The organism is Shewanella sp. 4t3-1-2LB, assembly GCF_017368415.1.
In the GTDB taxonomy this organism is placed as follows: domain Bacteria; phylum Pseudomonadota; class Gammaproteobacteria; order Enterobacterales; family Shewanellaceae; genus Shewanella; species Shewanella fodinae.
In genome coordinates this window covers 30,508-51,747 of record NZ_JAFNJD010000035.1, presented here as the reverse complement: position 1 = coordinate 51,747, position 21,240 = coordinate 30,508, and the positions used below count along the sequence as shown (strand labels likewise).

17 protein-coding genes are annotated in these 21,240 nt (G+C 48.8%); 7 read left to right on the top strand and 10 right to left on the bottom strand.

The genetic code is table 11. The annotated features are described in order from the left end of the window. Nucleotides 1–159 precede the first annotated feature (159 nt). The 7 genes from J3L11_RS13250 to J3L11_RS13220 all read right to left on the bottom strand — a co-directional run bounded on the left by J3L11_RS13250 (nt 160) and on the right by J3L11_RS13220 (nt 10,125). On the bottom strand, nt 160–780 hold the full coding sequence (locus J3L11_RS13250; RefSeq protein WP_133039974.1) for a thiol:disulfide interchange protein DsbA/DsbL: 621 nt from the start codon (nt 778–780) through the stop codon (nt 160–162). Nucleotides 781–809: 29 nt separating this feature from the next. Further along, nucleotides 810–1,649 carry an NAD(P)H-binding protein gene (locus J3L11_RS13245; RefSeq protein WP_207571305.1) on the bottom strand — a complete coding sequence of 280 codons (840 nt, stop codon included), beginning with the start codon at nt 1,647–1,649 and terminating at the stop codon, nt 810–812. 30 nt (nt 1,650–1,679) lie between these two features. After that, complete coding sequence (locus J3L11_RS13240; protein ID WP_133039973.1) at nt 1,680–2,879, bottom strand: HD-GYP domain-containing protein; 1,200 nt, start codon at nt 2,877–2,879, stop codon at nt 1,680–1,682. Between the two features lie 140 nt (nt 2,880–3,019). Beyond that, a complete protein-coding gene (locus J3L11_RS13235) occupies nt 3,020–3,505 on the bottom strand; it encodes a DUF2919 domain-containing protein (protein WP_207571304.1) in 486 nt (161 codons plus the stop codon). Nucleotides 3,506–3,589: 84 nt separating this feature from the next. Beyond that, nucleotides 3,590–5,605 carry an NAD-dependent DNA ligase LigA gene (ligA, locus tag J3L11_RS13230; RefSeq protein ID WP_242695239.1) on the bottom strand — a complete coding sequence of 672 codons (2,016 nt, stop codon included), beginning with the start codon at nt 5,603–5,605 and terminating at the stop codon, nt 3,590–3,592. 109 nt (nt 5,606–5,714) lie between these two features. Next, complete coding sequence (zipA, locus tag J3L11_RS13225; RefSeq protein WP_207571302.1) at nt 5,715–6,692, bottom strand: cell division protein ZipA; 978 nt, start codon at nt 6,690–6,692, stop codon at nt 5,715–5,717. 22 nt (nt 6,693–6,714) lie between these two features. After that, the gene (locus J3L11_RS13220) at nt 6,715–10,125 is read right to left on the bottom strand and encodes a chromosome segregation protein SMC (RefSeq protein ID WP_207571301.1); all 3,411 of its coding nucleotides are present in this window, start codon (nt 10,123–10,125) and stop codon (nt 6,715–6,717) included. 210 nt (nt 10,126–10,335) lie between these two features. On the opposite strand from J3L11_RS13220, the gene cysZ reads away from it, so the two are divergent. Next, entirely contained in the window at nt 10,336–11,106 is a 771-nt protein-coding gene (gene cysZ / locus J3L11_RS13215) for a sulfate transporter CysZ (RefSeq protein WP_207571300.1), read from the top strand. A gap of 237 nt (nt 11,107–11,343) precedes the next feature. Continuing rightward, nucleotides 11,344–12,312, top strand: a complete 969-nt coding sequence (cysK, locus tag J3L11_RS13210; RefSeq protein ID WP_189617869.1) for a cysteine synthase A — start codon at nt 11,344–11,346, stop codon at nt 12,310–12,312. A gap of 72 nt (nt 12,313–12,384) precedes the next feature. Here cysK and tehB read toward each other — a convergent pair whose 3' ends face one another. Together tehB and J3L11_RS13200 are read right to left on the bottom strand one after the other, a co-directional pair. After that, nucleotides 12,385–13,278, bottom strand: a complete 894-nt coding sequence (gene tehB / locus J3L11_RS13205; RefSeq protein WP_242695238.1) for an SAM-dependent methyltransferase TehB — start codon at nt 13,276–13,278, stop codon at nt 12,385–12,387. Nucleotides 13,279–13,353: 75 nt separating this feature from the next. Then, complete coding sequence (locus J3L11_RS13200) at nt 13,354–13,845, bottom strand: Hsp20 family protein (RefSeq protein WP_207571299.1); 492 nt, start codon at nt 13,843–13,845, stop codon at nt 13,354–13,356. A gap of 309 nt (nt 13,846–14,154) precedes the next feature. Here J3L11_RS13200 and J3L11_RS13195 point away from each other — a divergent pair, with 309 nt between their 5' ends. Continuing rightward, complete coding sequence (locus J3L11_RS13195) at nt 14,155–15,165, top strand: glutathione S-transferase family protein (RefSeq protein WP_207571298.1); 1,011 nt, start codon at nt 14,155–14,157, stop codon at nt 15,163–15,165. Nucleotides 15,166–15,167: 2 nt separating this feature from the next. On the opposite strand, the gene J3L11_RS13190 is transcribed toward J3L11_RS13195, so the two are convergent. Then, on the bottom strand, nt 15,168–15,395 hold the full coding sequence (locus tag J3L11_RS13190) for a DUF3389 family protein (RefSeq protein WP_133039963.1): 228 nt from the start codon (nt 15,393–15,395) through the stop codon (nt 15,168–15,170). A gap of 155 nt (nt 15,396–15,550) precedes the next feature. Between J3L11_RS13190 and J3L11_RS13185 the strand changes: the two genes are divergently transcribed. The 4 genes from J3L11_RS13185 to pstS all read left to right on the top strand — a co-directional run bounded on the left by J3L11_RS13185 (nt 15,551) and on the right by pstS (nt 21,180). Continuing rightward, nucleotides 15,551–17,431 carry a M1 family metallopeptidase gene (locus J3L11_RS13185; protein WP_242695241.1) on the top strand — a complete coding sequence of 627 codons (1,881 nt, stop codon included), beginning with the start codon at nt 15,551–15,553 and terminating at the stop codon, nt 17,429–17,431. 307 nt (nt 17,432–17,738) lie between these two features. Beyond that, complete coding sequence (locus J3L11_RS13180; RefSeq protein ID WP_207571296.1) at nt 17,739–19,463, top strand: acetolactate synthase 3 large subunit; 1,725 nt, start codon at nt 17,739–17,741, stop codon at nt 19,461–19,463. Beyond that, the gene (gene ilvN, locus J3L11_RS13175; RefSeq protein WP_133039961.1) at nt 19,463–19,960 is read left to right on the top strand and encodes an acetolactate synthase small subunit; all 498 of its coding nucleotides are present in this window, start codon (nt 19,463–19,465) and stop codon (nt 19,958–19,960) included. Before J3L11_RS13180 ends, ilvN begins: the two co-directional genes overlap by 1 nt. Nucleotides 19,961–20,133: 173 nt before the next feature. After that, on the top strand, nt 20,134–21,180 hold the full coding sequence (pstS, locus tag J3L11_RS13170) for a phosphate ABC transporter substrate-binding protein PstS (protein ID WP_207571295.1): 1,047 nt from the start codon (nt 20,134–20,136) through the stop codon (nt 21,178–21,180). The last annotated feature ends 60 nt before the right edge of the window (nt 21,181–21,240 follow it).

Below are 21,240 nucleotides of genomic sequence, written 5' to 3'. Positions count from 1 at the left end.
AACCGAGCAGCATGTACTGCCAATACGAGGAGACTCAAGAGCTTACCCTCGGTGTGTTAGAGCAAAACCAAGGAAATATCCAGTCAAAAGAAAATGCCAGTCAGCTCTTAACTGACTGGCATTAGGCAAATGCCGGTCATGAAGGCGAGATAATTGTGATTAATCCGGTTTTTTAGCGAGAAAAAGGATCAATTCTGAAAGCGCTTCTGCGTCTGAAACATTAGCCTTGATCAGATACTTGCCATTCACCAGTAAAGATGGGACGCCCCGAACCTGTGCCAATTGAGTTTGCGCTTCGTAGTTTTCCATTGCTAGCTTAGCATCGGCAGAGCCAATGGTCTTTTCCAACAAAGTTTTATCAATTCCCTGACTGACAAAAAAAGCCTCAAGATCTGCTTCAGTAGTGAATGGCTGATGTTGTTCATGAATGCGTGCAAATATCTTACTATGCACCTGATTGACAATTTTAAATTTCTGCGCCAAATAGTAAGCTTCTTGGCTCAAGACCCAGGCGGGACGGCGCGCACCGACAGGAGTACGCGCTAACGTTACTTTACCTTTGAGCAGTTGCGCAGTCTTCTCAATGACGGGATCCTGTTGATAACAATGTGGGCAGTTATAAGAGAAAAACTCCCTGACAACTGGTTTAGTGGTTTCTGGAATGCCAGTTACCGTAATGTAATCCTGACCTTCTTGATATTCTGCAGCGGTGGCGGGGATCAGCACGGCACTTAACAGTAGTAATGCCGTGGTAGTTTTGGCCACAAATGAAAACAGCATGGTTCCCCCTCATTGGACAACATAATCAACTAAATGCAACTGTCACAGGCCTGCAACAGCGAATTGGCATCAGTATATCGATAACTAAAACCAAGATCTCGGCAAATAAATGAACCATCGATACGTTTACCCAATGTGCGAGGTTCTTCCGCAACAAATTGTGGCACAGGTAATCCCAACTGCTCAGCCGCTAGGCAGTAAAAAGTCTGCTTATCTAGGGTCAAAGGAGCACTCAGATTATAAACTGCCGCCGGTTGAGGAGCCTTAAGTATGGATATCACTGCAGCAATACAGTCATCAAGATGCACCAAATTTACCGCTTGCGAGGCACCTGTTAAACCTGTTCGTCCCGCCATAAAACGACCTGGATGCCTCGCAGGCCCTACTAACCCGGCAAAACGAATAATGGTGACATTGCGTTTATCAGATGCCAACTGTTGAAACATCCGCTCTGCTTGCTGCAAGACGGCGCTACTACCAGAGGTTGCCAGTTGCAAATCCGCCTCCGTCAGAACCCCCTCTTGCTGGTAGGCGCCTGTGCTACTGACAAATACCAGTCGCTGCACCCTGCTCTCTTTGACCAACGCCGCCAGTTGTGACAGCTTTTGCAGATAATCATCCTCCCCCCGGCGTAATCCCGGCGGAATATTCACCACTAAAGCGTCGCAATCTTCAAGTAAATCAGCGGGTAGTGGCTGACTAGCTGTCAGTTGCAGCACAACACCTCGAATACCTGCAGCGGTTAACGCCGCGGCACCTTCGGCCGTCGTCTTACTGCCAGACACTGTAAAACCCGCCTGTTGCAACGCTTTTGCCAGCGGCAAGCCAAACCAGCCACAACCGAATACCGCAATATGTTTCAACCTCATTCTCCTGTTGATATCCCCACGCTGCAATCGCTATCCCTGCGGGCAGAAATAGAAACTGATGCCCGCTCCCGGATTTAGGGTTTTACGCGCCCCCTCACTGAGTTCTTCCAGTTTGAGCATACTGTCCACGCTAGTGTCTTCCTGTTGTAAGAATCGATAACACCCTTTACTGCCATCGCGCTGGCAGCACCAGACTTGGGGTTGTTTGACATCATCGGTTGTCACCGCCACTTTTGCCAATGAATTATCCGTCAGCTTCACCAGCGTTCCTGGCGGATAGATGCCAAGGACTTTCACCAACGCCTGGATCAGTGTGTCACTGTGCTGCGCGGCTCGAGTTTTAAATAGGTATCCTAAAGCAATTTGCGGCGATACGATTTCTTCGCGCCACAACAAACTATCGTAATCATTAACCAACGCCACTATCTGAGTGGTAATCGCCAGTTGTTCAGACTTCAATCCATCGGGAAAACCACTGCCATCAATAAATTCGTGGTGATGTAGCACAATATCTAATACATCCTCATTGAACATGCCGCTGCGTCTAAGCAGTTCTTCCCCATAATTAGGATGCATCGCAATGAAATTCTTCTCTGGCACTGTCAAAGCGCTACGCTTATTGCGTATGACTTCGGGCACCCTTAATTTCCCGATATCATGCAATAATGCGCCAGTGGCAATGGTGCGTATTTGTGGTTTAGTCAGTTGCAACCCTTTAGCTATCATCATCGATAAAGCGGCGACGGACACGCCATGCTGTGTCGCTGAGGCATTAGGCTCACCGGAGGTTACCAAGGCCAGTTTTACCTGCTCAGCACTGTACAACTGGTCGAGCATGGTTTCCACCAGTATGGAGGTCTCACGACTCGCGCCTTCAGGGTCACTGACGATTTTACCAAACGCCCCACGGATGCCATTAATTGCGCTGATAAACTGCGTTTGGCTCTGGCGGATATGTTTTCGTGCCAGTTTCTCCTGCTCTGACATCACCGCATCGCTATTTTTGGGCTTACGCACCTGCTGCGTTGGCTGACGCTCTGTCTTAAGCTTTCCAGATAAAAGGATGACATAGGGAACACCCAACTGCTGGATCATTTTAATTTGAGTGTCTGAAGTAATCTCTATCTTATTAAATAGAAAGGGATGATCCGTCCATGAAAGCGGTAACTTGACCGTAATCCCCTTCTGCAACTGCGACACCGGCAGATGGATCTCTTCGGTTTTGGCCACTTAGCTCCCCTATTGAATGACTGGCTACGCCTGAACAGGCCAATATTGCACGAATTTTACAACTATAGTCCAAGCGATTGAATAAGGAAGTATTTGACTATAAAAATATGATATCGCTGAACTTTTGTATAAAAACAAATCTATTTCTCCGCTATTTCAGCGTGTTTTAACCAGTCTGAGACATAGACCTTCAGATGTCTTGAGCGATATAAATACAACGCCGACCAGAACAGAAATAACCCGTCCAGCGCCATTGGCCAGTCAAACAGAAAACGGCTGTGACTCAACCGTGTAAAAAGCAACGCGGCTTCCAGTCCCAGCAACCCCATTAATAGAATGCGCAGTGAGCTAAACGCACTACGGCACCACTGCGGTTTACGTCGCCGCTCTGCAATCACCAAGAAAAACGCCAACACCGCGCCGCTACCAGCAGCAAGCGCCGTCAGAAAGTCGACCTTTTCTGGATAAAACAATTTCACCAGCTCGGCGCGATCGCTGGTAATCGTTAACGACATCACCAATATCGCCCAGCCGCGCGCTAAAAATAATAACAGCAAGTACAGCATCAGCGGCGGCCGCACGTGTCCGTTATCATCGAGCCAATGTACATCATCAATGGTGAACATCTTCGTTCCAGAAATTGGGAAGCAGGAATCGATCAGATGGCGCTATTCTTTGGCTTTTTCAAGTCACCAGCAAAAAATTGCCATTTAGCCGTTGAACATTGTCAGAAGCTGCTGTTCATCAATCACTTTAACCCCAAGCTCTGTTGCCTTAGCCAACTTAGAACCTGCCGCTTCCCCAGCCACCACGCAATCGGTATTTTTAGAAACACTGCCAGCCACTTTTGCGCCTAAAGCTTCCAGTTTCGCTTTGGCGTCACTGCGGCTGAATTGTGTCAACGTCCCCGTCAGGACCCAGGTCTGGCCTTTTAGGGGCAGGGTTTCTGCATCTGGCGTTTCAATGGCGGGCCAGTGGATACCAATATCATTGCCCAACAGAGCGTCAATCACCTGCTGGTTATGCGGTTGCGCAAAAAAATGTACTACATGCTGTGCCACCACATTGCCCACATCTTCCACGGCCATTAACTGCTCGACGGTTGCCTGCCGCAATGCTCCGAGCGTTTTAAAATGCTTAGCAAGGTTGGCTGCCGTGGCTTCGCCGACTTCGCGTATGCCAAGGGAATACAGGAACTTGGGCAAGGTTGTAGATTTTGCGGCGATCAACGCAGCTTTGAGATTTTCCGCCGATTTCATCCCCATGCGTTCCAATGATGCCAAGGTAGAAACACTGAGTTGAAACAGATCAGCCGGGCTTTCTATTAACTCTTTGTCAATCAGTTGCTCAACAATTTTATCGCCAAGACCATCGACATCCAGCGCCTTACGTGAGGCAAAATGCTTTATCGCCTCTTTACGCTGCGCCTTGCAAAACAGTCCCCCACTGCAACGGGCGACCGCTTCACCTTCAATACGTTCCACCAGCGAGCCACATACCGGGCAATCATGTGGAAACGCAATAGCCTGTGCATCTTCTGGGCGTTTTTCCGGTACCACTGCCACGACTTGAGGGATCACATCACCCGCACGGCGAATAATCACAGTGTCGCCTACTTTCACGCCTAGACGTTCAATTTCATCAGCGTTGTGCAGCGTTGCATTGGATACAGTAACACCGCCAACAAACACCGGTTTCAAACGAGCCACAGGCGTCACGGCCCCGGTACGGCCGACCTGAAAATCCACGCCTTCGAGCACTGTCATCTCTTCCTGTGCCGGAAATTTATAGGCAATCGCCCAGCGTGGTGCCCGCGCCACAAATCCTAAGGTCTGCTGGGCAGCAATACTGTTGACCTTAAACACCACCCCATCAATATCGAATGCTAACGTCGGACGCCGTGTCATGATCTGCTGGTAGTAGGCTTCTACCTCCGCCAATGAGTCCGCCAATTTGATTTCACTGCTTACCGGTAAGCCCCACTGCTGCAATTGTGCCAATTGGCCACGATGGGTATCTGCCATGACAAAGGATTCCGGTTCAACGACTCCTAGGGCATAAGCATAAAATGCCAAAGAGCGCGAGGCGGTAATTTTGCTATCAAGTTGTCGCAGACTGCCCGCCGCGGCATTTCGTGGGTTAACAAACACCTTTTCATTTCGCGCGCGCGCACGTTCATTGAGCGCTTCAAACGCGGCCCGTGGCATAAACACTTCGCCTCTCACTTCCAGCAATGGCGGATACCCAGTACCACGCAGCTTCAGCGGAATCGATTTAATGGTACGTATGTTCTCGGTGATATCTTCGCCTACCGCCCCATCACCACGGGTCGCCGCCCGCTCCAGCAGCCCATTACGGTAGAGGATACTGACAGCCAGCCCATCCAGTTTCGGCTCGCAGCAGTACTGCACATTGCCAATTCGATCGCTAACGCGTTTATGGAAGGCTGAAAATTCCGCATCATCAAACACGTTATCTAAACTCAGCATCGGCTTGAGATGAGTGACCTGCTCGAATTTCGCCAAGGCAGTACCACCCACACGGCGACTGGGGGAATCAGGTCGCAACAGATGAGGATTTTCAGCTTCCAAAGACTGTAACCGCCGCATCAAACGGTCGTACTCAGCATCGGGAATGGACGGATTATCATCCACGTAATAGCGGATATTGTGTTCGTTGATCTCACGGATCAGTTGATCAATTTCTTGTTCTGTTGTGAGTTGCATAAAAAGGTCCGCTGAAAATAAAGGCCGCATCAGCGGCCCGTATTGTAACTATTTATTATGGTGCAAATTATTATGGTGCAAAGCGCCGAAGGAACCTCGCTAACCATTATCAACCGTTAACTTTAATGCGTTCCAGATATTCTTTCTTGGTGGACAGCTGCCACGGATTGCGCTGACCGTCCAGCAGTAAGGCATCCAGATCGTCTGCCAATTGCGAGGCAGAGTTAAGCATAATGGAGAAACTCATCACCGGGTCCGAAGCGCAGGGCAACGTCATAAACAACACCACGCCATGGGTGGTAAATTGTTCCATATTGTCGGGATCAAAAACCCCAGGTTTCACCATATTGGCCAATGAGAATAACACCTTACCATTCCCGGCATGATCTTCATGGCGATGAAAAATCTGCATATCGCCATATTTAAAATTTAGCGCTAATAAGCACGGCAGTAACTCAGCACCACTCAAGGTTTTACCTGGCCGGGCAACCACATGCAGCACCAGCACATCACGCGGCTCAACAACGGGGGGTTCTGCCGTCTTGTTTGCGGTTGTCACGGATTCCATCCGTGGTTGCTCATCTAGCTCTTCGACATCCAATGCTTCTGCTGTAGCCGAACTTTGTTCATCCGCCGCTAGCCCAAGTTCCATCTGCAACTCTTCTTCAAACAGTTCTTCGTCACCCAGTAACGACTCCTGTCGCGATGCTTTACCGCTTTTACGGGAGCGTTCGGTGACTGCTGACAGCGCAAAATCATCAGCAGCGTCACCATCGGTGTCTACCGATAGTGGCTCCTGTTCGTCATCCAGAGGCTTAAACTTGACGTTTTCCGGCCGTACCCGATTGGATTTCAATTTTGGCGGCTTATCATCCGGAGACGCTTTGCGAACCCTGACTTCGCCAATACCATCAGAGTCAAAACCCTCCTGATCTCTGCGGGCAGCCTGTTCCCGATAGAAACCCGACATCGGTTTTTCTTTCAAAGGTTTGGCTTGCTGTTTGCGAATAGACCAGAACCCGTGAACCAAAACGGCGATGATGGCTATTGCAGCCAAGACAGCCAATACCAGTCGAAAATATTCCATTGGTTACCTGTTATTCCTGTTGTTATCCTGCATCGGCCATGGCCACTGCTTCTTCAATATTGACCGCGACAATACGCGATACGCCAGGCTCGTGCATGGTTACCCCTATCAGCTGATCGGCCATTTCCATGGTAATTTTGTTATGGCTGATATAGATAAACTGCACATTTTGCGACATCTCCTGTAGCAGTCTACAGAAGCGGTCTACGTTGGCATCATCCAGTGGTGCATCTACTTCATCCAACATACAAAAAGGTGCTGGATTGAGCCTGAATATAGCAAACACCAATGATAAAGCGGTCAACGCCTTTTCTCCACCGGAAAGTAAGTGGATTGTGCTGTTCTTTTTTCCCGGTGGCCTTGCCATGATGGTGACCCCGGTTTCCAGTAAATCATCATCCGTGAGTGCCAGATAAGCACTGCCACCACCAAAGACTTTGGGGAACAACTCACCCAAGCCACTATTAACCTGTTCGAAGGTGGTTTTAAAACGGCTGCGGGTTTCACGATCAATACGGCGTATTGCCTCTTCCAAACTCGCTAGCGCCTGATTTAAATCCTTGTCCTGTTCATCAAGGTAATTTTTACGCTCTTTTTGTTGTTCGAATTCGTCAATGGCCGCGAGGTTGATGGCCCCCAAACGGCTGATACGATTTCGCACAGCGTCCAATTCAACCTGCCATTTGTCGGTAGACGCATCCGTAGGCAGAGTATCGGCTATCGCCGCCAACTGGATTTGCTGCTCCTGTAACTGCGCCAGTTGACTCTCCGCTTGTCCTTTTAACCCTTCGCGACGTAACTTTAGCGTGCTGATAGAGTGAGTCAAGTGTTCAGCCTCTGCAAGCTGTTGTTTTTGCTTTAAAGAGAGACTTTCAGACTGTTTTTGCAAATCAGCAATGTGCGTGCGGGTCTGCGCCAGTGATTGTTGTTGCTGTTGTTGCATCCCCAGCAATTGCTGTAACTGCTGCTCCAGCACGTCGATGGCATCCCCTTCTGGGGTGTCTTGTTGGCGGTATTCCTGAAGTTCTGTCAGTTGTTGCTGCAATTGCTGTTGTTGTGATTGTAATTGAGTCGCTTGCTGTTGAATTAATGCTAGTGCTGTCTGCTGTTCATTCAATTGCCGGTTAGCATCACGCAGTTGGCGTTCGGTGTCATTAAGGCGGCTTTTTAAGGCGATCCTTTGTGAGGTCAAAACCGATGCTTGTTCACTAAAACGCCTATCGTCACCTTGACGTTGATAGAGTTCATCATCGGCCGCGAACTGGCTTTCAATCAGCGCTTCCAGATCTAATTCACAGTTCGCAATACGCTCTGCCAGCGTATGTTTGTCGTCTAGCAATTGCTGTCGCTGCTGCGCCTGCTGCTGCGCTCTTGCCACTATATTATCTAGCGCCATCTGCGCCTTAGCATGTTGCAGTTGCTGTTGCTGCAACTGCTGCTGTCCTTGTTCAAGCGCTATCGTCGCTGCACTGGCAGATTGCTGTGCACGCTGTAACGCTTCCTCAGCGGCAACAAGTTGTTGCTCAGCCTCGGTGATCATGGCTGCTAATTTTTCCTGCTCCGCCGCCATAGCGACCAGTGAATCTTGATTGGCTTGCAATGACCAACTGAAGTCCCGCCCCCAAACGGAACCTTCGGCACATAGAATAATCTCTGACGGTTCCAGCTGTGATTGTAACCTTTGCGCATCTAACGCGGTGTCGGCCCAGCGGATCCGTGCCAACCAGGGGCTAAGGTTCGCAGGCGCGGTCACCGGCCCCCAGCGTTGCGGCTCGATGCGATGAAAACCTGACCCGTTGGCGTTATCGGTTATCGCTTTGGCCAACAGCGGACTTAGCCATTGTTCAACCGTTTGTTCCCAACCCGCGGCAATGGTGATTTCCTGCCACAACGGTGGAAATTGGCCACTGTCCGCCTGCGGCTGCTGGGCTGCAAGCCATTGGCCTAACATCTGATGCCGCATCTGCAATGCTGACAACTGTTGCTTTTGTTCCTGCAACACTTGCTGCTGCTGTTGCTGATAACGTTGCGCTTCCATTTGTTGCTGTTGCAACAGCACTTGCTGCTGCTGCAGTTGTTGCAGTTGACTCTGCGCAGCGGCTAACTGCGACACCAATGCTTGCTTGTCAGCATCATCGCCTTGAGACTCACTGGCAAGCCGTTCGGTAATCCTTTGTAATTGCAGGCGGTCTTGTTCCATCTGCTGTTTTAAATGTTGCTCTCGCGTGGCCGCCAATTCCTGCTGGTGTCGCAGTTCACTTAGCGCCGTCGTCGCCTGCCGCGATTTTTCACTGGCTTGCTGTAGTTGCGCTTCCAGAGTTTCCATCTGACCCGTCAGTTCCCAGTGAGTTTCGTCTAGTTGCTCCTGAGTGGGCTGTAGCGCGGCCAGCGATGCTTGTAACTGCTGCTCTTTCTCGGAGACCTGCAGCAACTGGCCTTGCAACTGTTGCTGTTGCGTTTGTATCCGCGCCAGTTCCTTCGACAAATGCTGATCTTGATCGCGCAGAAATTTGATCTGTTGTTCAGTCTTGGCAATTTCTGTGTTGGACTGGTAATAATCCGCCACCTGACGCTGTTCAATGTCTTCCTGATCATCTTGCTGCAATTTGAGTTCAGTTAGCTGCAAACCCAAATGTTCCGCGGCTGTTTGCAAACGCAGTTGTTCTGTCTCTAGCCGAGAAATTTCGCTATTTTCTGCTTCAGCTAATTCGTGCAGTTCTAGATAACGCATCACTAACAGTTGCGCATGCAGAGTGCGTTCCTGTTGCTTGTATTCGCGGTAGCGCTTTGCCGCTTGTGCCTGAAGCGTGAGTTTTTCCAACTGCTTACCCAACTCTGCGCGAATATCACCAAGACGGTCCAGATTTTCACGGGTATGACGAATACGGTTTTCAGTATCGCGGCGGCGTTCCTTATAACGGGAAATACCCGCAGCTTCCTCAATAAATATGCGCAACTCCTGCGGTTTACATTCAATCAGCCGCGAAATCGTGCCCTGGCCGATAATGGCATAGCTGCGCGGGCCCAGACCGGTGCCCATAAAAATGTCTGTAATATCCTTGCGACGACATTTCTGACCATTGAGATAGTAAAGATTTTCGCCATCGCGGGAGACCTGCCGCCGCACTGCCAGTTCATCATAACTGGCGTAGGCACCACCAATACGGCCTTCAGTGTTATCAAACACCAGTTCCACACTGGCCACTGACACCGGTTTACGGGCATTTGACCCATTGAAAATCACGTCTGCCCAGGAATCACCCCGTAAGTTTTTGGCAGAACTTTCTCCCAACACCCAGCGCACAGCGTCAATCACATTGGATTTACCGCAGCCATTAGGGCCAATGACCGCTGTCAGCGGATTCAGAAAAGGAATTTTGGTGGCATCGACAAACGATTTAAAGCCCGCAAGTTTTATCTGTTTGAGTCTCATCTATTTCCGATGCCAATCGCTTGAAAAATAACGCGGATATCTATCGGCGCCAATGAAGGTTAACGCCTCTGAAAAGTTAACTCACTTTAACAAAGCGCCATGCATTTTGTAACGCTTTTTATGCACTTATCAAAGATTTTTACTTGTTTTCGTGCGCCCGGTTACTCAAAATCGGCAACATCATGTGATGCTTTTTTCGAGGGGTTCATTATGCCATCGTCGCTTACTCAGAAGAAAAGTGGCATCAGCTACTTTATTGATGGTTTCAGTTTGATAAAACGTCCAGGGTTAAGGCGTTTTGTACTGATCCCATTGTTGGTGAACTTGGTGCTTTTTGGTATTGCTATCTATTTTGCAGTGCAGCAATTGGATGTGGTGTTTGGTTGGATCCAAAACCACCTGCCTGATTATCTCAGTTGGCTTAATGTGATCCTCTGGCCGTTAGCCATCGTGACCTTACTGGTGCTGTTGTCATTTATCTTTAGTTCAGTAATGAATTGGATCTCTGCGCCATTCAATGGCTTATTGGCGGAAAAAACCGAGCAACTGCTGACGGGAAAACCACTCAACACTGGCGGAGCGTTGGATCTGGTAAAAGATCTACCACGCATTTTTGGCCGCGAGTGGCAGAAATTCAAATACTACCTGCCACGCGCCATCATAGTGCTGTTACTGTTTTTCGTGCCGGTCGCAGGCCAAACGCTTTTCCCGGTGATCTGGTTTTTCTTCAGTGCCTGGATGATGGCAATCCAATATTGTGACTATCCTTTTGATAATCATAAAGTGGCCTTTCATGACATGAAATTTGCGTTGCAACAGACCAAAGGCACCAGCGTCAGTTTTGGTGTAGCTGTGACGCTGTTCTCCATGATTCCGGTGTTAAATTTTATTGTCATGCCAGTTGCCATCTGCGGTGCAACCGCAATGTGGGTCGAGCGTTATCGTGATGCATACCGCAATCCTAAAGTGGCACCGGAATAAGTTGTCACTTATCTGAGTAGATGTCCGCTACGGCGGACATTTTTTATGTGGTCACTTATACTCAAGCAGAATATCTTTCCTTTCCCAGGCAAGCATCGAACAGTGAGACTTTAGGTAATTGCCAATATGATGACGTCATGTAATAACCAAATTGCATAACGAATAACAAAGATTCACTTCTCTTTGATATAAAGGGACTTATGCTTGATGGGTGCAATTTAAGGAGCTAATAAAGCTATGAGCAAAATCTTCCAAGATAACTCTTACACTATCGGTAACACCCCTCTGGTACGTCTTAATCGTATCGGCAACGGCAACATTCTGGTCAAGGTTGAGTCACGTAATCCAAGTTTCAGCGTCAAATGCCGTATCGGCGCGAATATGATCTGGGATGCTGAGAAGAAAGGTTTGCTCACCAAAGACAAAGAACTGATTGAACCGACTTCAGGTAACACCGGGATCGCCCTCGCTTATGTAGCCGCCGCTCGCGGTTACAAACTGACGCTGACCATGCCCAATACTATGAGTCTGGAGCGTCGCAAGCTGCTGAAAGCGCTTGGTGCCAATCTGGTACTGACCGAAGGCGCGAAAGGCATGAAAGGTGCCATTGAAAAAGCCGAAGAAATACGCTTAACCGATCCAGATAAGTACATCATTTTGCAACAGTTCTCAAACCCGGCGAATCCAGAAATTCATGAAAAGACCACCGGTCCAGAAATCTGGAATGATACCGACGGTAAAGTCGATGTAGTCATTGCCGGTGTGGGTACTGGCGGTACTATTACAGGGATCAGTCGCTATATCAAAAAGACCCAAGGCAAGGCAATTACCTCAGTTGCCGTAGAACCTGCAGAGTCACCAGTGATCACTCAAACACTGGCAGGCGAACCGGTACAACCCGGACCACATAAAATCCAAGGGATAGGTGCCGGTTTTATTCCTGGCAATCTGGATCTGGAGCTGATTGATCGAGTGGAAACCGTTACTTCCGAAGACGCCATTGCCATGGCACATCGACTGATGAAGGAAGAAGGCATTCTAGTGGGGATTTCCTCAGGCGCCGCAGCGGTTGCCGCCGTGCGACTGGCAGAACTGCCTGAGTTCAAGGATAAAACCATAGTAGCAATTTTGCCTTCAGCAGCAGAACGGTATCTGTCTTCTCCGCTGTTTGTCGGACAGTTTAGCGATCTGGAAAATCAGCAGTAATCCCCTCTTTACACGTTCTGATAAAAACCCGCCTTTTAGCGGGTTTTTATTTTCTTTGAGCTTAATATGTCATCATGGCTTACGGGCTAATAAGGTGGCAAAACGTAACTTGATATAGTTACCTTGCTCATCACGCTTGTGTAGCTCACCAACGTTCTCATTGTATTTAATGATGTCCCAACCAGCATAATAGTTAAGCAACTCATTGGCTTTAAAGGTGAAAGGAAACCCTACGGTACACGGAAAATCCTCGGTATCCATGGCTGACACGATCAGATTAACGCCCCCCGGCAGCGTATGTTGCTGCATCTGCGCTATCAAGCCCGGTACTGTTGCCGGTGGCAGAAACATTAAGACGACCGTGGATAGAATGAAATCAAATGCACCTTGGATCTGTAATTCGGTCAAGTCCTGCTGGCTGGCACGGATACCACTTAACTGTTCATCAGCAATCAACCGTTGCAGGTAGGCAACGCTCTCACTGTTACGGTCATAGCCTGTGACATCAAAGCCGTGCAAATGCAGATACAGGCTATTGCGTCCATGTCCACAACCCAGATCCAATGCTGTGCCAATCCGCAAATGCGGCATGGCAGCCACCACTTCCGAGTGGGTTTTGCTGAGATCGTACTGTTTTTTGAGGTAATACTCTTCAGGCGCACAGAAAAAACTCAGTTGGCATTCGATGTCGTTTGACATCGATGCAATCCGATGCCATTGCTGCGGTGCAATCATCGGTGGTTGTTGTTCTACATCAAACACCAGAAATTCACTTACCGTACCCGACTCTGTGAGCAGTTCAAACGTCAGTTGACCCTTGATTATTTTTAGTTGAGCCCAAGTGCCGGCCTGAGTGTTGTGACACTGCTTAAAAACATCAGGCACGGTATCTTTATGCCATAATGGCAACGTTTTATAGCAAAGCAACTGTTCCATGGGATCCTCTTGTCCTACTTCAGTGCGCAATCAATAGCACCTTAAAAAGCACAAAGCCAGTCCCTAGGACTGGCTTTTAATGCAGACTGACTCGCCGAGTAACGGTTAGGCGGCTGGTTTGGCTTCTACGGCTTTCGTCCGTACAGTGGTGGTTTCACCTTCTAGCACTTTATCGCTATTTGAGCCGATCTCAATCTTACGCGGTTTCATCGCTTCAGGGATTTCCCGAACCAAGTCGATATTCAGCAGACCGTTTTCCAGGTGAGCACCTTCTACGGTGACGAAGTCTGCGAGCTGGAAGGTTCGTTCAAATCCACGTTCAGCAATTCCCTGATACAGGTACTGACGCTCGGTTTGCTCGGTATTCTTGGTGCCTTTTACCAGCAGTTTTTCACCTTCACTGGTGATCTCCAGCTCATTCATCGCAAACCCGGCAACTGCCATGGTAATACGGTAGTGGTTTTCGCCCAACAGCTCGATGTTATAGGGAGGATAACCGGCATTGCCATTATTATTGGCAGCCAGTTCAGCTAAACGGGCAAGACGATCAAAACCAATAGCGCTGCGGTAAAGTGGAGTCAAATCATAGTTACGCATAGTCATATCCTCGTAAGCAATATGTAAAGTTAACGGGCCGAACCATTCGCACCCGGTTTACGGCGACCGCCCAATGGCGCGGTCTGTATCGGCAATATTATTTTACCGCCGATAGCAACTAGATAAGGTCGTGGGACCCGTTTTCAAGGGGGATAATGCTCAAAAGGTCAATATTTATACAAAGCACATAACCATGGGAATGGTATGTCATTTCTATTTTTTAGGATTAAAGAGGCGAATTTTACTGCTTTATATCAGACTATATCGTTAATACACTTAACCTCTCGGCAATAAACGTAAGGGGGACTCATGGGATTACTGCAGCAAGGCCAATGGGTTGATCAATGGTATGACACGGGCAAGTCTGAAGGTAAATTCGAACGAGAAGCAGCGCGCTTTCGCCATTGGGTGACAGCCGATGGCAATGCTGGCCCTACGGGTGATAGCGGTTTTAAAGCAGAAGCCGGTCGTTACCATCTTTATGTTTCGCTCGCCTGCCCTTGGGCGCACCGCACGTTGATTTTCCGCACATTAAAGAATTTGGAATCCCTGATTGCCGTAACGGTCGTCGAGCCACACATGTTGGAAAATGGTTGGGAGTTTGCAGGTTCCAAACAAAGCCACAATGCGCGACACATTCATGGCGCCGAAGCCGATCCGTTGTATGGCAAAGACTATCTGTATCAGCTTTATCTGCAAGCGGCGGCAGATTATTCCGGACGAGTCACAGTTCCAGTGCTGTGGGACAAACAGCAAAATACTATTGTCAGTAATGAATCCGCGGATATTATCCGTATGTTCAATAGCGCCTTTAACCGCCTGACGGGGAACTCGCAGGATTATTATCCTAAGCCACTGAGATCAGAGATAGATGCCCTGAACGAACGCATTTATCACAATATCAACAACGGGGTGTATCGGGCAGGATTTGCCACTAGCCAACAGGCTTACGAACAGGCATTTGACGATGTGTTTAATACTCTTGATTGGCTGGAACAACGTTTATGTGAACAACGTTATCTAACGGGCAGCCAACTTACCGAGGCCGACTGGCGCCTATTTACTACATTGATCCGCTTTGATGCGGTATACCATGGGCATTTCAAAACCAATCGCCAGCGCTTGGCAGATTATCCGCAGCTATCGGCATACTTGCGCGATCTTTACCAACAACCGGGTGTCGCTGCCACGGTGAATTTTGAGCACATCAAACAGCATTATTACTATAGCCACGGTGAAATTAATCCCACACGCATAGTGCCTAAAGGCCCACTACAGGATTTTTCGCTGCCACATCAACGCCATCGACTGGACAATTGAGTCTACTCAGGGGTGACCCCGTAAAATTCGGCCAATTGCTGCAGTTGGGTATCATTATCCAGTGACAGTTGCCACCGCACAGCACCTGCATCAGCCAGCAGTAATCTGGCTGATGCTAACAAGCGAATATCTTCTGCCAGAACTGTCATCACAACCGGTGATGACTGCAATCGCACCTGCAGTTCACGCGAGTTGAGTATCAAGCGCCCACCCGAGAAGTTCAGATTCACTGTGACAGTTCCTTACATTTTTGACATCCAGATAAACCAGCGAATATTGCATGATAACGCTGACAGTAACTGCCCAAGCAACTGCTCGGCATTATAATGGTCCGTTTTGTAAAATAACAGATAAGCCGCCAGCATATGGAGGTTGTCTGTTGCTGATGATTTATAAGGAATCCGCCTTGTTGTTAATACCTATTCTACGGCGGCTTGGTGCCTTACTGACGCTACTGCTGTTAGTCACTCCAGGTGCTCATGCCGTTACCGACAGCTTCAGCTATGCCAATATTCAAGATGTACAAACAAGGCATATCGATCTGCAACTGACACTGGACTTTGACCATCAGCAGATCCTTGGCGTCACCACGCTGACACTGCATTGGTCCAAGCCAGGTGCATCACTGGTACTTGATAGCCGCGATCTCACGATCACCAACGTTGAGGGACTTGATCTACAAGGCCGCTGGCAACCACTGGCCTATACACTCGCGGCAAAAGACCCGGTACTGGGCCAAAAGCTCACCATAAACACCAATAAGCTGAATCCGCTCAAAGTGCGTATCAGCCATGCCAGTGCCGCCACTGCCAGTGGACTACAGTGGTTAACTGCCGCCCAAACACTAGGCAAACAACAACCCTTTATGTTCAGTCAGAATGAAGCCATTCATGCACGGAGTTGGTTACCACTGCAGGACACCCCGTCGATCCGCGCCAGCTATAACGCCACAGTAACCGCGCCCAAAGGCCTGACAGTGCTAATGAGTGCCGACCGCCATCCAGTCAGCGACACGGTGACCCGCTTTGAGATGCCACAGGCAATCCCGTCATACTTGATCGCCATCGCCGCCGGTAATCTCGCCTTTGCCGCGTTTGATGCCCGCTCGGGAGTATGGGCGGAACCCGAACAACTAAAACAAGCACAGAACGAGTTTGCTGATACCCCTAAAATGATCAATACGGTCGAGCAGCGCTATGGTCGTTATCGCTGGGGACGTTACGATTTGTTAATTCTGCCGCCAAGTTTTCCTTTTGGTGGTATGGAAAATCCCAAATTGTCCTTTATTACGCCGACCGTTATCGCCGGAGATCGCAGTCTGGTCAGCGTTATCGCCCATGAACTGGCGCACTCTTGGTCTGGAAATCTGGTAACCAATGCCAGTTGGCAAGATTTGTGGCTCAATGAAGGTTTTACCAGTTATGTTGAAAATCGGGTAGTAGAAGATCTTTATGGTAGCGAGCGAGCCAAAATGGAGCTGGCGATTGCTTATGGTGAACTGCAAAAAGAGTTGCCAACACTGCCCACAGCCCTAACGGCACTGCATGCCGATCTCAAAGACAGCGACCCCGATACGGCTTTTAGTGGCATTCCTTACACCAAGGGACAACTATTCCTGCTATTTCTGGAGCAAAAATTTGGCCGTAAGCATTTCGATACTTTCGTAAAACAATATTTTGCCCATTTTGCGTTTGGCAGTATTGATACCAATAGCTTTGAGCAATATCTGCAACAACACCTGTTGGCGCTATATCCTAATGTTGTCAGCCAACAACAGATACACACCTGGCTATACGGCACTGGCTTACCCGAGTTCACACCAGTCCCGCAATCAGATGCCTTCAAAGTGGTAGATGCTGCCAGAAATGCCTGGTTAAGTGGTACGCCACTGCCGCAACTGGCTACACAAGAATGGAATGCCCAGCAATGGCTGCATTTCTTGCAGCAAATGCCAGCCGCAACCAGTCAACAGCCACTGACAAGCGCACAGTTACAAGCGCTAGATAAACAGTTTAATTTCAGCACAACCGGTAACGATGAAATTGCGTTTTCCTGGTTTTCACTGGCATTGGATTACAACGATTTTGCGGTTAAACCAGCGCTAGGCCAATATTTGCAACGCATTGGTCGCTTACGCTTGGTGTTACCCCTGTACGAAAAGCTCGCCAAATCACCAGAGAGAGCCTGGGCAGCAGGAATATTCTCACAGGCCAAAAGCGCTTACCATCCGTTGACAAGCAGCAGCATTGCACCGCTGTTTCAATAGCGTTTACCACCGCAAAAAAATAAAGCCCGTCATCACGACGGGCTTTATGTAAATCTGGTCTGGGTCTTGGTGAAAATCTCTCATGTTGCCAAAATGTATTAGACCTATGCTTGCAAATTCACTTTTTTTCAATATGATGAATTTCTGTCCATCTGGACGAGAACCCCTACCTTACAAGGTGATAAGCCGCAATGGCCGGGTTCAGGGTGGCGAGGATTACCCTCCTTGCCGACGATTAGAGCGATTACCGTCGCTGTAAAAGTTACTGTTTACCGTAACGGTATCTTATTTTTTTAAGGAAATAACAATGGAGATGCTTTCCGGCGCCAGCATGATCGTGCGGTCACTGATCGATGAAGGCGTTAAACATATCTTTGGCTACCCTGGTGGCTCCGTTCTAGACATCTACGACGCACTACACGAAAAATCGGATATTGAACATATTTTGGTTCGTCATGAACAGGCTGCGGTGCATATGGCTGATGGCTATGCACGTGCCACTGGCAAAGTAGGCGTAGTATTAGTCACCTCAGGCCCTGGCGCAACCAATGCCATCACTGGCATTGCCACCGCTTACATGGACTCCGTCCCCCTGGTGGTTCTTTCAGGTCAGGTGCCAAGCAATCTGATTGGTAACGACGCCTTTCAGGAGTGCGACATGATCGGCATCTCGCGGCCAGTGGTGAAACATAGTTTCTTGGTGACGGATCCGAAAGAAATCCCCAATATCATCAAGAAAGCGTTTTACATTGCCGCCACTGGCCGTCCCGGGCCGGTGGTAGTAGATCTGCCAAAGGATTGCCTAAATCCGGCACTCAAATACGAATACCAGTACCCCAAACACGTTAAACTACGGTCTTATAATCCGACCATTTCTGGTCACAAAGGCCAGATCCGACGGGGATTGCAAGCACTGCTGGAAGCCAAAAAACCAGTACTGTACGTGGGCGGTGGAGCCATCATTGCTGAATGTGCACCGCAAATCCGCACATTGGCAGAAAAACTCAATTTGCCAGTAGTCAATACACTGATGGGGTTAGGCGCATTTCCGGGAAGTCACCCACAGAACTTAGGGATGCTGGGCATGCATGGGGTGTATGAAGCCAATATGGCAATGCACAACAGTGACTTGATCTTCGGTATTGGTGTCCGTTTTGATGACCGTACCACCAATAATGTTGCCAAATATTGCCCCAATGCCACCGTGATGCACATTGATATTGATCCCTCATCTATCTCTAAGACCGTGCATGCCGACATCCCGATTGTGGGCTCTGCCGACAACGTATTGGACGAGATGCTGGAGCTACTGCGGGAATCGGAACTGTTCCCCGTACAGGATGCAGTCGCGCTGGAGAACTGGTGGCAGCAGATCACGGGTTGGCGTGAGCGCCATTGTCTGAATTATCAGAAATCCAATGAGCGCATCAAACCGCAACAAGTGGTAGAAGTGTTGTACAAGCTAACTCACGGCAATGCTTATGTGGCATCCGATGTCGGCCAGCACCAAATGTTCGCCGCCCTCTATTATCCGTTCGATAAGCCTCGGCGTTGGATCAACTCCGGAGGGCTAGGCACTATGGGTTTTGGTCTGCCGGCTGCCATGGGTGTCAAGATGGCGTTGCCAGATGAAACCGTGGTGTGTGTTACTGGTGATGGCTCAATTCAGATGAATATCCAGGAGCTGTCCACCGCCTTGCAATATGGGGTTCCGGTCAAAATCATCAATCTTAACAACCGGTTTCTGGGTATGGTTAAGCAGTGGCAGGACATCATCTATGCTGGTCGCCATTCTCAGTCTTACATGGACTCAGTACCTAACTTTGCCAAAATTGCCGAGGCCTATGGTCATGTGGGCATGACTATCAGCAATCCGGCCGAATTGGAAAGCAAACTGGCCGAAGCGCTGGCAATGACCGACAAACTGGTATTTGTCGATATCAGTGTTGATGAAACGGAGCACGTCTACCCGATGCAGATCCGAGGTGGCGCGATGAGTGACATGTGGCTGAGCAAAACGGAGAAATGCTGATGAAACGCCGAATTATTTCTGTATTGATGGAAAACCAGCCGGGCGCTTTGTCACGAGTTGTCGGCCTATTTTCCCAACGCGGTTACAACATTGAAACCTTAACCGTTGCGCCAACTGACGACGCCACCTTGTCACGGCTAACGGTGACAGTATTTGCCGATGAATCGATTCTGGAACAGATAGAAAAACAACTGCATAAGCTGATTGACGTACTTAAAGTGTCCAATATCACCGAATCCAGTTACGTTGAACGCGAATTGGCGTTAATCAAAGTGAAAGCCACTGGTGACACCCGCGATGAAGTCAAACGTACTGCCGATATTTTCCGTGGTCAGATTGTTGATGTCACGCCAACGTTGTATACCATTCAGATGACCGGGACCAGCGAAAAACTGGATGCCTTCGTACAATCATTATCGGAAACGACGAAAGTGGTAGAAGTTTCTCGCTCTGGCATTGTCGGCCTAGCACGTGGCGATAAATCAATGAAAGTATAGGATTTGTTTTTATCACGCCACCATTATTCAAAAGCTCCTGCGGGAGCTTTTGTCATTTTCTCAACGCAAAAAAGCAAAATATTTCCAGTTGTCACATAGCTGTCATTTAGCAATGTTAAAAATTGCACCGTCAATTAACCAAACGACGGAAAGTCACTTTTTAGGATTGCTATATGAACAACTTGCTTAAAGGCGCCCTGTTAGGTTGTACCATTGCCGCATCAGCTTCTGTATATGCAGATACTGTTATCAACGGTGCCGGTGCTACCTTCCCATACCCTGTCTATGCTAAGTGGGCAGAGCAATACAATAAGGAAACCGGTGTTAAGTTGAACTATCAGGCTATCGGTTCTGGTGGTGGTATCAAACAGATTATCGCCAAAACGGTAGACTTTGGGGCTTCTGATGCACCACTGGACAAGGAAAAACTGGACAAAGAAGGTTTGGTACAGTTTCCAGCCGTAATGGGTTCAATCGTGGCCGTTGTTAACCTGCCTGGCGTTAAGGCTGGTGAGCTGAAACTGACAGGTGAACTGCTGGCAGACATCTACCTGGGCAAAGTTAAAAGCTGGGATGACAAGGCAATTGCCGAGCTGAACAGCGGCGTGAAACTGCCTCATACTCCAATTTACACCGTGCACCGTTCAGACGGTTCAGGTACCACTTACAACTTCACTGATTATCTGGCACGCGTAAGCAGCGACTGGAAGTCAAAAGTAGGTGTTGATAAAGAAGTTGCTTGGCCACAGGAAGCCCATCAGCTGGGTGGTAAAGGTAACGCAGGTGTCGCTAACTTCGTTAAACGTACCAAAGGCTCTATCGGTTACGTTGAATATGCTTACGCGAAAACCAACGATCTGGCCTATACCCAGATGAAAAACAAAGATGGCAAGTTTGTTATGCCAACAATGGAAGCATTCCAGGCCGCTGCCGCTAACGCAGACTGGGCTAATGCTCCTGGCTTCAAACTGATCCTGAACGACCAGCCTGGTGCCGCTTCTTGGCCAATGACTGCCGCAACCTTCATTCTGATGCACAAATCTCAGGCAAATGAAAATACTGCCAAAGAAGTGTTGAAGTTCTTTGAATGGAGCTATGCAAATGGTGACGCGCTGGCCTCTCAGCTGGAATACGTGCCAATGCCAGATAACGTTGTGAAGATGGTTGAAACCATGTGGCACAGCGATATCAAAACAGCCGGTGGCAAAGCTGTTTACTAAGTGTTATTCGAATCGAGCCCTCGCCTCTGGCGGGGGCTTAGCCATTTCTGAAAAAGTTGT